Annotated in this window: 14 protein-coding genes and 1 tRNA gene; 4 read left to right on the top strand and 11 right to left on the bottom strand. The window is 57.6% G+C overall.

Annotation, left to right across the window (positions count from 1 at the left end; genetic code table 11):
* The first annotated feature begins 13 nt into the window (after window positions 1-13).
* The 3 genes from AC0QTX_RS00965 to AC0QTX_RS00955 all read left to right on the top strand — a co-directional run bounded on the left by AC0QTX_RS00965 (window position 14) and on the right by AC0QTX_RS00955 (window position 1,926).
* Window positions 14-89 (top strand) — tRNA-Ile (locus AC0QTX_RS00965).
* Between the two features lie 395 nt (window positions 90-484).
* Window positions 485-766 carry a hypothetical protein gene (locus AC0QTX_RS00960; protein WP_474601939.1) on the top strand — a complete coding sequence of 94 codons (282 nt, stop codon included), beginning with the start codon at window positions 485-487 and terminating at the stop codon, window positions 764-766.
* 362 nt (window positions 767-1,128) lie between these two features.
* Window positions 1,129-1,926 carry a LuxR C-terminal-related transcriptional regulator gene (locus tag AC0QTX_RS00955; RefSeq protein ID WP_474601938.1) on the top strand — a complete coding sequence of 266 codons (798 nt, stop codon included), beginning with the start codon at window positions 1,129-1,131 and terminating at the stop codon, window positions 1,924-1,926.
* 79 nt (window positions 1,927-2,005) lie between these two features.
* On the opposite strand, the gene AC0QTX_RS00950 is transcribed toward AC0QTX_RS00955, so the two are convergent.
* From AC0QTX_RS00950 to AC0QTX_RS00925, 6 genes are all read right to left on the bottom strand, one after another.
* Complete coding sequence (locus AC0QTX_RS00950; RefSeq protein ID WP_474601937.1) at window positions 2,006-2,362, bottom strand: TadE/TadG family type IV pilus assembly protein; 357 nt, start codon at window positions 2,360-2,362, stop codon at window positions 2,006-2,008.
* The gene (locus tag AC0QTX_RS00945; protein ID WP_474601936.1) at window positions 2,362-2,862 is read right to left on the bottom strand and encodes a TadE/TadG family type IV pilus assembly protein; all 501 of its coding nucleotides are present in this window, start codon (window positions 2,860-2,862) and stop codon (window positions 2,362-2,364) included. The genes AC0QTX_RS00950 and AC0QTX_RS00945 overlap by 1 nt, the downstream gene beginning before the upstream one ends.
* Window positions 2,863-2,968: 106 nt before the next feature.
* The gene (locus tag AC0QTX_RS00940) at window positions 2,969-4,288 is read right to left on the bottom strand and encodes a pilus assembly protein TadG-related protein (protein WP_474601935.1); all 1,320 of its coding nucleotides are present in this window, start codon (window positions 4,286-4,288) and stop codon (window positions 2,969-2,971) included.
* Window positions 4,289-4,344: 56 nt separating this feature from the next.
* Complete coding sequence (locus tag AC0QTX_RS00935) at window positions 4,345-5,316, bottom strand: type II secretion system F family protein (RefSeq protein WP_474601934.1); 972 nt, start codon at window positions 5,314-5,316, stop codon at window positions 4,345-4,347.
* An 8-nt stretch (window positions 5,317-5,324) separates the two neighbouring features.
* Window positions 5,325-6,320 (bottom strand): type II secretion system F family protein, encoded by a 996-nt coding sequence (locus AC0QTX_RS00930; protein WP_474601933.1) that lies wholly within the window; start codon window positions 6,318-6,320, stop codon window positions 5,325-5,327.
* Between the two features lie 23 nt (window positions 6,321-6,343).
* The gene (locus tag AC0QTX_RS00925; RefSeq protein WP_474601932.1) at window positions 6,344-7,825 is read right to left on the bottom strand and encodes a CpaF family protein; all 1,482 of its coding nucleotides are present in this window, start codon (window positions 7,823-7,825) and stop codon (window positions 6,344-6,346) included.
* 236 nt (window positions 7,826-8,061) lie between these two features.
* Between AC0QTX_RS00925 and AC0QTX_RS00920 the strand changes: the two genes are divergently transcribed.
* Window positions 8,062-8,589 (top strand): pilus assembly protein N-terminal domain-containing protein, encoded by a 528-nt coding sequence (locus AC0QTX_RS00920; protein ID WP_474601931.1) that lies wholly within the window; start codon window positions 8,062-8,064, stop codon window positions 8,587-8,589.
* Between the two features lie 38 nt (window positions 8,590-8,627).
* On the opposite strand, the gene AC0QTX_RS00915 is transcribed toward AC0QTX_RS00920, so the two are convergent.
* From AC0QTX_RS00915 to AC0QTX_RS00895, 5 genes are all read right to left on the bottom strand, one after another.
* Window positions 8,628-9,968, bottom strand: a complete 1,341-nt coding sequence (locus AC0QTX_RS00915) for a CpaE/TadZ family protein (protein ID WP_474601930.1) — start codon at window positions 9,966-9,968, stop codon at window positions 8,628-8,630.
* Between the two features lie 53 nt (window positions 9,969-10,021).
* Complete coding sequence (gene cpaB, locus AC0QTX_RS00910; RefSeq protein WP_474602080.1) at window positions 10,022-10,774, bottom strand: Flp pilus assembly protein CpaB; 753 nt, start codon at window positions 10,772-10,774, stop codon at window positions 10,022-10,024.
* A gap of 78 nt (window positions 10,775-10,852) precedes the next feature.
* Window positions 10,853-11,368 (bottom strand): A24 family peptidase, encoded by a 516-nt coding sequence (locus AC0QTX_RS00905; protein WP_474601929.1) that lies wholly within the window; start codon window positions 11,366-11,368, stop codon window positions 10,853-10,855.
* Between the two features lie 102 nt (window positions 11,369-11,470).
* A complete protein-coding gene (locus tag AC0QTX_RS00900) occupies window positions 11,471-11,662 on the bottom strand; it encodes a Flp family type IVb pilin (RefSeq protein ID WP_474601928.1) in 192 nt (63 codons plus the stop codon).
* Between the two features lie 283 nt (window positions 11,663-11,945).
* Window positions 11,946-12,467, bottom strand: coding sequence for a tetratricopeptide repeat protein (locus tag AC0QTX_RS00895; protein ID WP_474601927.1), 522 nt, complete (start codon window positions 12,465-12,467; stop codon window positions 11,946-11,948).
* Window positions 12,468-12,481 lie beyond the last annotated feature (14 nt).

Here is a 12,481-nt window from a genome sequence, read left to right as displayed (position 1 = left end):
TGCCTTCCCTTTAGGGCCTGTAGCTCAATGGTTAGAGCCGGCCGCTCATAACGGTCTGGTTGCAGGTTCGAGTCCTGCCGGGCCCACCAATTTCTATTCCGCAAGGCGTGCTCCCGCGACATCAAGCAAACTGCCGCAGCATCAATGCTCCGAACGGCTGTGTTGTGACCACCTTCGGATGAAAAGTGGTGCTGATCTGTGTGGAGCGACATGGCTGAAGTGTTCAGCCTTAGGAACCTTAAAAGCGAGCTCTTTCTACGCTTGCGCACCTGCTCAGTATTGGCTTCGTTCTGCCAAATTCGGGAAAGAGCCTGCTACCATCGTCGGTCGACACGGTGTTACAATATGCATAGTTGGTGGGCCTTTCCGGGTAATAGTCGGTCACATCCACGCTCTAGTAGGCGCTCTCCTGGTCCCCCGTTGGTTTACCCAAGGGAACTTAATTAACGCTATAACGTTTATTTGTCATGAGCAGGAGATTGCCATGACGAAATCATCACGGAAGCAGGGGCACAAGACGCCTGTCACTCCTCAAAATCAAGCAGCTCGTACCCAGATCCCAACGGTGGCTTCGCTTGGTGTGCAGGCGCGACTGGTGCCGACGAATCTGCAACGCGAGCACGAGATGGTCCGTCTCATCATCCGTTATCAGCGCGCGTGTCGTGAATGGGATCGTCTCGTACAACAAGCCATAGCGCTGCTCGGCTCCGACGTCAGCCCGGACCAACCTGGGGAGCCGTCTTCTCCCCGCAACCGTGCCGAGTGACAGGCGGATGCCGTTCGTCGACAGCACCGATGTGGGCACCACTGTGCGGCAGCGTTCTGGGCAACCGATGAGGAAGCCTGGTGGGTGTCCCATTGCAGATGGTATGCCAGCCGCACCGCATTGCACTCAAGACTGAATGATGGCAGTGATCGCCGGCGCAGACAGTTGTGGCGTGTCAATTGGCCGCCCACTTACTCCGCGGATCCTCTGGCGTCACCCGAGGAGTTCACACAGACTGGTGCACCTCGCAGACCCAAAAGCCACAGCCAGGTGCGGTTCTATTTCTCGCCTTTAGTGCTTACAAGAAATTAACCGTAGAACACCATAGTACCTCTAACAACATACCTTTGGGGCAGATTTCAATGAGTACTGGCAAGCGCGTAGGGCTCATTGCTGACAAGGACGCATATTTCCGTCTTGCTGCAGCTGCAATTCTCACCCGGCACTTCGGCTTCTCGGAGGTCTTGGAGGCATCGTCGCTTGACGAGGCTCTGGAGCGTCTCACTGACAATGCACCAGTAGAGATCGCTCTGTTGGACCTCTCGATGCCGGGAGCGCAAACGCCGACCAATCTGCGCTCCATACGAGAGTGTTTCCTCAACACACGTGTTGCTGCCATTTCGGCATCGACGCTACGGCGCGACATTCTCCTCGCCCTGGAGGCAGGCGTCCATGGGTATATCGTGAGAAGCCTCCCCGTTGCTGACCTCGTGAAGGCTCTGAGCACCATTTTTGAAGGCGGGGTCTACGTGCCGTCATGTCTCGCGGAGATCGCCCCCGGGCCGACCGGATTGAAAGAGCAAGCCGACGAACCGGCTCATGTTCAGCCAAGTGCTCCCCAAACCGCCTCAATGCACCTTTTGACCTCAAGACAGAGAGACGTACTCGACCTTCTCGTACAGGGTAAGTCTAACAAAGAAATAGCGCTTGCCCTCAAGCTCGGCGAAGGAACTGTGAAGATTCACATGGCGGCGATCTTTCGCTACTTTGGCGTCAGCAACCGGGCTGCGGCAGCCGTTGCAGGGGCGCGCCCTTATCCAAACCGCCCACGGGGCGTCCTGAACGAGGGGCCAGGCAAGGGGCACAGGGATGCTGTGAGACCCGCTGTCGCCGGGTTTCACCGAACGGGAGAAATTGAAGCGAGGCATGCCGCTGTCTAACCCCCAATGAGGACTTCGTCACGCAAAGGCTGGAGTTCAGGCGGTCACCCGATGTCCGACACCTCTCATCCTTGTACCTTCAGGGATAGCAGGCCTTGGCAGACAGCTGAATGGATTTCTGGATAAGCACGGCATTGAGATTGAAGGTGACCGTGGCGCTCAGCAAGGATCCGCATACTGTACTCGTTAGCGTGAAGACTGGAGCGGGACCTGGAGCGAAATAGCGACTTCTTGGCTCAGGGCAGATTTGTCTGACGGAAGCGCACCGCGCACCTTCTTCAACCGCATAGTGGAGACTGGCGGAGGTCATGCCAAGCAGAGACACATTGATGACCGCTACAATGAGGGTCAGAAGCGCTGGCACAACGAGAGCAAACTCAAGCGCCGCCGCGCCTCTTTCATCTTCTGCCGCATGCTTCCAGAACAACTCCTTCATCAGAGCAATCTCATGTAGGAGATGCTCTGGATTGGTGTTTCGAAGAAGCGCGTCACCGTAAGATCGGAAAACAGGGGCCTATACGCATAGGTCACCGTGATACGGATGTAGTTGCCCGGCTGGGCATTGGGATTGGACGTTGCAGAGCAGTCGACTGGACGGGCGTCAAGGGTTCCGACAGGCTGCAGGACGCCGGCTGGATCAAGACAGAAGTAGCCTTCCGAGAGAGCACCGGATGGGACTGAGACGCCGCTTCCGAGAGAGGTTCCTTGCACGGCTGCTGTAACGGCAGCTCCTAGCCCCGAGCAAAGCTTGGTTGCTGGAAGTTTGGTCGGATCGCATGCCTTCCAGGCTGCCTGAGCGCCCATCTGAGCCGCGTTCTCCACCTGCATTCTTCTATAGATGTAATCTGCGACATCGAGCGCGTTCAGCATGAGGAGGCACAGCGTGCCCGCCACAAGGGCGAACTCGATTCCTGCCGCGCCTGCGTGACATTGCATAAACCTTCGGAGAGAGGCGCGACGTGCAGGGATTCCGCAGACCCGAGACCCCGCAGTGCAGGCTGTCAAAAGAGTTGCAAATCTGCGCTTTACCATCCGACGTGTCCTACCCAACCAAGCGCCCTCGTCGATATGATGGCAAATCCAGGCCGGCATCTGCACAGTCAGACCCGTTGGTGAGGATCAATCCGGTTCCGTTGACAGTCAGATTGTCGACCACGAGGCCGAAGCAGGCATTACCAGTGCTGGACTTGTTGACTGCGCCACTAAAAGTGACGCTTGCATGGGGCAAGTAGACCATTCCTGTGATGTTCCAGGTCGGACCATTGCCTGCAGACGTGATGTCGACCCCGGTCGTCAGGTTCGGAGCCTGGTAGATTGCAATGCCTTTCCAGGGGCCAGACGTCGGAGCAGCGATGTCAATTCCTCCTTTGTTGCTGCCCGTCACGATATGACTGTAGGCAGGATCATTGCTCCCTGCGAAAACAAGGGTCAGATCGGACCCTTTGAAAGTGTAGCCTACCGTATCGAGTTTTCCATTGTAGATGACGATGACGGTGCCGCCCGGCCGGGAGCCGACCGTCACATTGGCGAGAAGCTTGAGATTTCCGCAGACAGTGTAAACTCCGCTGGGCGGAATTGCCGGAACGGAGCTCCACTGCTCTCCAGGATAACTGCTGCAGGGATCTGGAGGGATGTTGGAAGCGAGATGAGAATATGGATCGCCCAGCCTTGGAACAGGCCCTCGGTTCGCTGCACGGCCGCAGCCGGACGGATCTCCTGAGCTCGAATCGGCATAATCGGCGATCTGATTGCTGCCGTTGCAGGTCAGGTCATTGTTGGACATGATCCCGCAATTGGACAGGTTGGATTTCGATCCGCCGTTGACGACGATATCATCGAACTTTGCTCCGTCATTGCCCAGTGCAAGGACGCAGTAAGTTCGCGGCGTCGGTACTCTCGAGGCGACGGCCGTTGCGTGAAGCGATGTCTGGCGGGTGCTGGTGGCCTTTCCGTCCTTGATGACCTCAACGGTCACGTTGCCCCTGTAGCCGACGATATGAGAAAGAATGAGAGGCACTGAACGTGTGATGGTCGCGCTATAGCAATTGGAACCGCCAGCCGGGCAGGGCGCCTTGTCGGAGAGGGTGACCCATGTGTTGCTCTTGCCATTCACAAAGCCGTACGAGGAGACTACAGCAAGTCCCTCAGCCGCATAGTTGGAGCTGCCATTCGTCGCAGCAGCAATCGCCGCGGAGTCGGCCGCGTTCTGCAAGGCCCGCTGAACGCGGTACCAATGAGTGATCTCGACGCCGATGCCAACTGCTCCGAGCAGAGCGGGTAGCGCCAAAGCGGTAACGATCGCGACATTGCCTCTCGTGTCAGTTGCGAACGTCCGCGCTGCCTGTCCGACGGCCTGGGTCATCTGTTGAAGTCGGGCTTGCAGGAAAGTGACAGTTCGCCGGGACATCGGGCCGGGTCCTAATCTAAATTCATGACTTGGACGATCGCGGGCGTGAGGATCACGCCGAAAAGCACAGGCAGAAAGAACAGGATCATTGGCACTGTGAGCTTGGGAGGCAGCGATGCCGCCTTCTTTTCGGCTTCGCTCATGCGCATGTCGCGGTTCTCTTGCGCAAGAACGCGTAAGGAATGACTCAGCGGCGTACCATACTTTTCGGATTGAATGAGACTCGTGACGACACTCTTGACGCACTCAAGCCCTATCCGTTCGCCCAAGTTCTCAAACGCCTTGCGGCGATCCTGGAGATAGGACAGTTCGGCCGTGGTAAGGCTGGTCTCCTCCGCCAACTCCGGGCACTGGGAGCCGATTTCTTCTGATACCTTTCGGAGAGCACCTTCGACACCCATTCCGCATTCAACGCAGATGAGAAGAAGATCGAGCGTGTCTGGCCAAGCTCGGCGAATGGCCAGTTGGCGCTTCGCGATCTTGTTCTTGAGATAGAGCAGCGGCACGTAATGCCCTAAACAGCCAGCTGCCACTGCGAGGCCAAGCTTGACGATGAAGGGATGTTGAAGATCCAGAACCAGAAACAGGTAGGCAACTGCCAGAGCGAACATTACGCTCGGTGCAAGCAACCGGATGGCCAGGAAAGTGGTTACCGAGCCCTGACCCCGGTACCCAGCCATACGCAGAGTCCGCACCAGGTCCGAGGTTTCTGCCGCCTTGGCGAGGTTGAACCTCTCCACGATATTTTTGAACACCGCCCTCGGCTCCTGCCTGAGCCTGAGGGTTCTGGTTTGATTGTTGAGCTTGCTTCTTTCCTGCAGCCTGATCCGCCTGCGCTCGTTCTGGACCTGAGCCATACGAGCACCGAGCTGATCTTTCCCGAGGTATGGCCAAGCAACGAGTACAGTGGCCAGAAAGACGGAAACAGCCGCCGAGCCAGCAATGAGAACGTCGACATTCTTGATGAGGGCTGCTGTATACATGATCGAGGTCAGATTTCGAAATTGATCATTTTACGCATCACAAGGATCCCGATACCCATCCAGAATGCGCTTGCAGTCAGAACGACTTTCCCCAGGAAGGTCGTGAACAGGAGCACGATGTAGTCGGGTGATGTGAGGTACAGCAGACCAGCAACCACAACAGGCAGGGAGCCAATAATGGCTGCGGACACCTTAGCCTCAGAGCTCACAGCCTTGATCTTTGCCTGCATCTTCTTACGCTCGCGCAGGACCTTCGACAGATTTCCAAGCGTCTCCGCCAAACTGCCACCCGTTCGGCTTTGCAATGAAAGCACAATCGCAAAGAAGCTCGTTTCCGCTAGAGGAATGCGCTCCGGAAGGCGCTGCACTGCCTGGTCGATGGGCATGCCCATGGTTTGATCCTCAAGGATTGATCTGAACTCACTCCGTACGGGCTCCTGGGCTTCGGTGGCGATGGTCCTGAGGCAATCGACAAGAGGCAGACCTGCTCTAACACCGCGAACGATGACATCCACTGCGTTTGGAAACTCTTCGGCGAACGCCTTGAATCGCATCTTGCGCCGGGTGTCGACATAGAGGTGAGGAAATAGCAACCCACCGGCTGCGGCAAAGCCAAATGCTGGAAGGGGGCTCACGCCCAGGCCGCCTAGACAGGTCAAGAACAGGATCGCTCCTGCGGCTGCGCAGACACCATAATAGGTTTGTCTGCTCCAGTTCAGGCCAGCTTGGCGCATCCGCCCTGTCAGTGTCGGCTTCTCGCGGTGCCGGACATTTTGCTTCTCTTCCATCTCCCGCAATGTCGCTTCGATCAGGCGCCTGCGCTTGCTCTCGTCCTGATTGTCCCTCCGCTCCATCGAGGCTCTGGATGAGACGATCGCCTCAAGGCGCCTTGCACTCTCGGGCTTTCCGAAGATTTGAGACGGGAAGAAGCACAAGACCAGACCGCCAACGCTAAGGGTGACGAGGAGTGCTATGATGACCGGGAGGAGTTGAGGCGAGAGCATGGTAAGCTTCTTGGTGCTGAAAGCTAAGGAGTGGTCTGCTCTGCGGCATCGAGCGCTGCAGCGAGGCGTTTTTCCTCTCCGTAGTAACGAGCCCGGTCCCAGAACCGCGGCCGCCCGACACCTGTCGAGCGGTGCCTGCCTAAGATGTTCCCTTGAGCATCCTCACCCAGCATCTCGTAGACAAAGAGGTCCTGAGTGATGATGACGTCGCCCTCCATGCCCAGCACTTCGGTGATGTGCGTAATTCTGCGAGATCCATCCCGAAGGCGAACGGCCTGGATAATTACGTCGACCGAAGAGGCGATCATTTCCCTGATCGTCCGTGAGGGGAGAGCATAGCCTCCCATTGTGATCATGGATTCCATCCGGCTCAAGGCCTCGCGCGGAGAGTTGGCATGCAGGGTACCCATGGAGCCGTCGTGGCCTGTATTCATTGCCTGTAGCAGATCGAAGGCCTCAGGGCCGCGAACCTCTCCGACAATAATACGTTCAGGACGCATGCGGAGGCAGTTCTTGACGAGATCCCTCATCGTGATCTGGCCTTCGCCCTCGATGTTCGGGGGGCGGGTTTCGAGACGCACAACATGCGGCTGCTGCAATTGAAGCTCGGCCGCATCCTCGCAGGTCACGATACGCTCCCCCGGATCGATGTAGCGGGTAAGACAGTTCAGCAAGGTCGTCTTTCCCGAGCCGGTTCCTCCCGATACGATAGCGTTGCAGCGCACACGGCCGATGATCTGAAGAATCTCAGCCCCCTCCCGAGTGATAGAGCCGTACTTTACAAGCTGATCAAGGGTGAGCTTGTCCTTCCGGAATTTTCTGATTGTCAGGGTCGGTCCGTCGATTGCGAGCGGAGGCGCAATGACGTTGACACGTGATCCGTCGGCCAGGCGTGCGTCGCAGATGGGGCTGGATTCGTCGACGCGCCGGCCGACTTGGCTCACAATCCTCTGACAGAGATGAAGGAGCTGCGCATTATCGCGAAACCGGACATTGGTCTTCTGAACCTTGCCGCCAACTTCGATATAAACTGCATCCGCACCATTAACCATGATATCAGCGATATCATCGCGTGCCAGCAAGGGCTCGAGCGGACCATAGCCAAGAACGTCGTCGCAGATGTCCTGGAGCAAGTCGTCCTGCTCGCTGATAGACATCACCAACTTCTTGGCTGCTACAATCTCCACGACGATGTCGCTGATGGCTTCACGTGCCTCTTGAGCATCCATCTTCGCCAACTGCGAGACGTCGATCGACTCGATCAGCGCCGAGAAGACCTGGGTCTTCAACTCGTAATACTGCTCGTCCTTACGCGTTGCCGGCCGGTTGAGTGCAGTGGGTTGAGTGAGCGACGACCCAGAAGAGGGCCTATAGGGTTCCAGGCTGACGACCGAAGGCGATGCGGCTGCGGGAGGGGCTCTTTCCAGCTCGTCGGCCTGGCCTTTGATATGCGCGAAGGATGGGCTCTTGAGCTGCCTTTCCTGTGCTCCCCTCTTGCCGAACATGCCGCTTCTCCGGATCCTACGAACATCCCTGCGTCTGTTGCACAACTTGCAAAGTTCCAGTGGCCTGAGCCCAGACGACCTTTGCTCTCGATCGCATCTTACAGAGCCAAGTCAATCTCGCCATTCAGCCGTATGGTCTAGGTCAGTCCCTGATCTTGGCTCTCCCGAACAGCCTAGTTGCCACATCGACGAAACCAGTGGATTCAAGTGATCGGAAACCAATGCAGGAGCACACAATGCCGAGCGCCCTCCGAGCCATCGTAGTCCTGACTGCGGCGAGCCTGCTGGGGTGTTCAGCATTACAGGTTTCCGCCGATGAAATGCGTCTGAAGAATCTCCCCCAAGCCGATCATAAGCAGCTCGGAGAAAACGTCGCCGATGAGGTCGAAGTGAAGATCGACTTCGCCAAAGTTCTGGCATTTGCCGAGCCCGCGCGTACGATCATCATCGGCAATCCAGCGATTGTCGATGGGATCTTGAGCGATGATCATACTATAGTGTTGACCGGGAGGGCTGTGGGCGTGACCAACCTCATCGTCCTAGGGGAGGGAGGGCGTGAGGTTCTTAATACCATCGTCAACGTCACCCCAAACCGTTATCGGACGACGACCGTCTATTCGGGGACTACGCTCAACACGTTCACGTGCACAGGTTCATGCAAGCCCACGCTGTCTGTTGGGGACGAAGGCGCGTACTTTGCGAGGACCCGGGATCAAACCAAAGAGCGCCAAGATCTTCAGGGCGCAGGGGGAGCCCCCCGATAGCATCCAAGTTCGACTCCGGGCTCCTCCTGAACGATCCCTTAGCGCTTCAGCTTCCCAAGCAGTGAATTCAGGCTGAAGCCTGCCTTCTTGCTGCTCTTGGCGGAATGTCGGTCCGCCAGAATCCCCGCAACCCCGGCAAAGGCCTTCGCCGCCGGAGCTTTTGCGGACACCTCGGCTACCATTTGACCGTTATTGGCCGCCGTTCCGAACAGGTGGGCATCGAATGGAATGCAAGCTGCCGGTTCGACTTGCAACGCGTCAGCGAATGCCTGCGGCTTGATTTCGGGCCGTTTCGGTATTCCAACCTGATTGAGAATGACTTTCGGCGGCAGGTCGCTCGGGCGAGCCTGCCTGAGAAACTCTATGAGGCCCTTTGTGCTCTTCAGGCTGGCAAGATCGGGTGTTGCAGTGATGATGATCTCATCTGCCGTCTTCAATGTGCCCCTGGTCCATGCCGTCCATTGGTGTGGCATGTCCAGGATCAGGAACGGGACACTGGCCTGGGCAACTTCAAGCAGCCTTTCGACAGATGGTCCGTCGAGGTCATAGGATTGGTCGAGAACTGCTGGCGCGGCGAGCAGACTCATATGATCGCCGCATTTCGTCAGCAACCGATCCAGCAGAACCTCGTCCAGGCGCCCAGGATCCTGGAGGGCCTCGGCAATTCCCGTTGCCGGATCGAGATTGAAGTCGAGGGCCGCCGTTCCGAAGGGGAGATCCATATCGGCCACGATAACATCCATGTGGGACTGGCCGGCCATGAACCATGCGACATTATGGGCGACAGTAGACGATCCCGCTCCTCCCCTGGCGCCAATAAAGGCGCAGACCCGTCCGAGCTTGTTCGATGCTGTCTTGCCATAGATCTCGCCTATTGCCGCGATCAAGGCGATAGGCTGGACAGGAGCAAGAATGTACTCGCTGATACCGCGCCTCATTAGCTCCCGATAGAATGCGATGTCATTTGTGTGCCCGATGGCTATGACCTTGGTGCCCGCATCACAAACGGCCGCGAGGGTGTCGAGTTCGTTGACGAACGAGGCCTCAGCGGAGCGACTCTCCACGAGGATGAGGTTCGGCGTCGGAGCTTCACGATACAGCTCGATGGCTGCAGCGATACCGCCCATGTGGACGTCTGTTCGCGTACGCGACATCAGTCGGTCCGAGGCGACGTGCTCGACCGCGGCCGCAACATCTGCGCTGTCGCAGAAGGCATGGATCGTGAGGCGGGGAATATGGCCGATTTGGCGCAGGGCCGCGGGAGGGGGTGGGGCCGTTTCAGGCTGCAATGTCCTTGGCTCGACGTTTTCACGACCAAGGACGTCCGACGGCTCGTCCAGTGAGGTGTAGGGCTGCTCTTCCAGGAGGTCGAAAGTCATCTCGGTCATCTTGGGTCAGAACTCTCGTGGTGTTTCTCAATGAGCGGTGCAGGCTATTGCGTCCGAACAAGTTCGCTCCGCCCGGCGCGCAGAAAGCGTACAGTCGTACTAGCTTCATGTCTCACGGCGGAGGCCTCTTCAGCGTCTGCTACCGAGCGAAGCGCAAGGGATAGGGCGCCTGTGGCCTGGCCCGATGCAACGGTTTCCGCCTGTGCAGGGCTGAGTTCCAATGTGACGGTCTTGCCCACGACGGCTGCGTCGCTCTTCGTATCATCGGCCTTCTGGTCGACGGCCAGAACACGGATGTTGCTCAGCAGAGTGCGGGAGAGGTTGTCACTCTGGTTGCCGGCCTGCCGCGTCAGGGTCTGAAGCACGTCCACACGATCGTTGGGCAGAACAAAGCCGCCGGCCGTGCTTTCAGCCGATACGCGGATTGCGACTGCGCGCTTGCCCGCCGGCAGGAGAGCGGCCAAGAGGCCGGATGCCCCACGCACCAGCTTCTCTTCGCGTACAGGCTCGCCGGCCACGAGAAAGCTGCGTACGAGTGCTCCCTTGTAGTTCGCCAAAGAATCCGGCTTTGCCCGTCGGATGATATAACTGGGATGGATCAGATCCTTAGGCCAGCTTTGCCAGCGCAGTTCCCCATCATCGATAGTCTGGCCCTGGGAAAGATCGCTCGCGGCGACCAAGACGTCTTCCATGATGACTGCTGGAAGTGCGGTCTCCACCGGGGGGCTTGAGGCTTCTCCAGATTGCATTGAAAGAGCCAGCCATCCCGCAAGACCTCCAGCGCTGATGGCCGTCATAAGAATGATGATGCGGAGCATGTCACAGTCTCTCGTAGCAAATTCGAGACGATATGGTCTTAAAGAATGCGGAGTCCTTCAGATCTGGAACGTCAGCCAAGGCGTAGCCGGAAAGACGACGAGGGCTGCGGCGGCGATCGCCACCCCATATGGAATGCCGGTGTTTTTGTCGTGCAGGCGGGTGATCCAAGGTATGTCAAGACAGAAGGCTGGGAGGAGCAGCATCCGAAACTGGAGGAGAGCCAGGGTGAGGACTCCGCCGAAGATTGTCGAGTAAATCAAATAGATTGGAGCTTGTTCAGCACCCAACCATAGAGCGACAACGGGGGCCAGTTTGGCATCACCACCTCCGATCCAGCCGAACGCGAAGAAGACGAATGTGCAGACCAGCACTCCGACTGCGAGAACAGCGCTCATACCGATCTCTTCGATATTCCAGCCAGCCAGCGGAGCCAGAATGGCGTAAAGGGAGAGCAGGATGAGGATCAGACCGTTACGGATCTTCATGGTGACGAGATCCATCGCTCCTGCCCAAGTAACAGTGGCGATGAAGCTGGCGCTGGCGGCGAGTGCCGCGAATGTCGGGACCGTCACTGTTGCCTCTGCGCCATTGAAGAAAGCGGCTCGGCGAGCCTGGTATACGAACGAGGCGCGGAAGAGGGATCACCTCTCTTCCGCCCGCGAAAAGTCGTCTGATCAGCCGGATTGCGCAGGGGGATTGACTGCATTCGACACCTTATCGAACAGACCATTGAGGACAGTGTTAACTTTGCCGCCATTGCCGAACACCGCGATGACGACGACAGCCAATCCAGCTGCGATGAGACCATACTCAATAGCGGTGGCGCCGGACTCGTCTTTGAAGAAACGGGAAATAAGAGACTTCATGATGTTGTTCCTCGACCTGGTTGCCTGGTCCGCTGACCGAAGAGGGCAGCGTCCTCACAAGCTGTCGCCCGGACAATGTTAGTGTCGAAGCATTCGCTTGTGTCGGATCATTTAAGAATCTTTTCGGTCGCCCGGTCTATTCAGCTTGATAGCCTAGTGCTTTAACCAAGACTGCTTCGGCTGAATGGTCTAGTGGCATCGGTGCGAGGTATCCCTCACTGCCTCCAGGATGGGCCAGCCAGATCTCCCAGCATGAGACAGTAAAGTTGCGGTCGAACTACCGCTAGCCGGAGCTCGGGCGGCTGGCGCCGTCCCTTAAAAGCTCCAGGTTGTTGTTGATCGTCAAATTAGCCGGGTCGAGTTCATGCGCCTTCAGGAAGCTGCTGCGTGCTTTCGCGATATCACCCCGGAGCATATAAGAATAGCCTACATTGTTGTAGTATTCCGGACGGTCTGCCAGGAAACGCGAGGCTTCCGTGTAAGCGCGATCCGCTAGGTCGAAGCGGCGGACCCGATCATAAGATGCGGCAAGACCGAGCCATGCGTCCAGGTTGTTCGGCATGACCTCCACAGCCCGTTCGTAATAGCGCGCTGCGCTGCCATAATTGCGTTCAGCGAAATGCGCCTTGGCGACCGTCAGCACCTCGTCATCCGGGTACGGCTCGACGGACGCGGGAAGATCAGGGCCTGAAAAGTTGTTGCCGAAGCTCGAGAGGCTGCCGCCGTCAAGGCTGTTGCAGCCGCCCAGCAGCATGGCGACGACAACCAGCAAGCTGGCCCGCCATGCGGGTTTGGAATTCAGCATTTCGTGCCCCCGTC

It is taken from the genome of Microvirga sp. jy35, from assembly GCF_056148915.1.
This window is presented reverse-complemented; position numbering and strand designations above follow the sequence as displayed.

Excerpts from the sequence above, each read along its gene's own strand:
- AC0QTX_RS00960 (WP_474601939.1), top strand. The coding sequence starts at position 485 with ATGACGAAATCATCACGGAAGCAGGGGCACAAGACGCCTGTCACTCCT.
- AC0QTX_RS00955 (WP_474601938.1), top strand. The coding sequence starts at position 1,129 with ATGAGTACTGGCAAGCGCGTAGGGCTCATTGCTGACAAGGACGCATAT.
- AC0QTX_RS00950 (WP_474601937.1), bottom strand. The coding sequence starts at position 2,362 with ATGAAGGAGTTGTTCTGGAAGCATGCGGCAGAAGATGAAAGAGGCGCG.
- AC0QTX_RS00945 (WP_474601936.1), bottom strand. The coding sequence starts at position 2,862 with ATGCAATGTCACGCAGGCGCGGCAGGAATCGAGTTCGCCCTTGTGGCG.
- AC0QTX_RS00940 (WP_474601935.1), bottom strand. The coding sequence starts at position 4,288 with ATGACCCAGGCCGTCGGACAGGCAGCGCGGACGTTCGCAACTGACACG.
- AC0QTX_RS00935 (WP_474601934.1), bottom strand. The coding sequence starts at position 5,316 with ATGTATACAGCAGCCCTCATCAAGAATGTCGACGTTCTCATTGCTGGC.
- AC0QTX_RS00930 (WP_474601933.1), bottom strand. The coding sequence starts at position 6,320 with ATGCTCTCGCCTCAACTCCTCCCGGTCATCATAGCACTCCTCGTCACC.
- AC0QTX_RS00925 (WP_474601932.1), bottom strand. The coding sequence starts at position 7,825 with ATGTTCGGCAAGAGGGGAGCACAGGAAAGGCAGCTCAAGAGCCCATCC.
- AC0QTX_RS00920 (WP_474601931.1), top strand. The coding sequence starts at position 8,062 with ATGCCGAGCGCCCTCCGAGCCATCGTAGTCCTGACTGCGGCGAGCCTG.
- AC0QTX_RS00915 (WP_474601930.1), bottom strand. The coding sequence starts at position 9,968 with ATGACTTTCGACCTCCTGGAAGAGCAGCCCTACACCTCACTGGACGAG.
- cpaB (WP_474602080.1), bottom strand. The coding sequence starts at position 10,774 with ATGACGGCCATCAGCGCTGGAGGTCTTGCGGGATGGCTGGCTCTTTCA.
- AC0QTX_RS00900 (WP_474601928.1), bottom strand. The coding sequence starts at position 11,662 with ATGAAGTCTCTTATTTCCCGTTTCTTCAAAGACGAGTCCGGCGCCACC.
- AC0QTX_RS00895 (WP_474601927.1), bottom strand. The coding sequence starts at position 12,467 with ATGCTGAATTCCAAACCCGCATGGCGGGCCAGCTTGCTGGTTGTCGTC.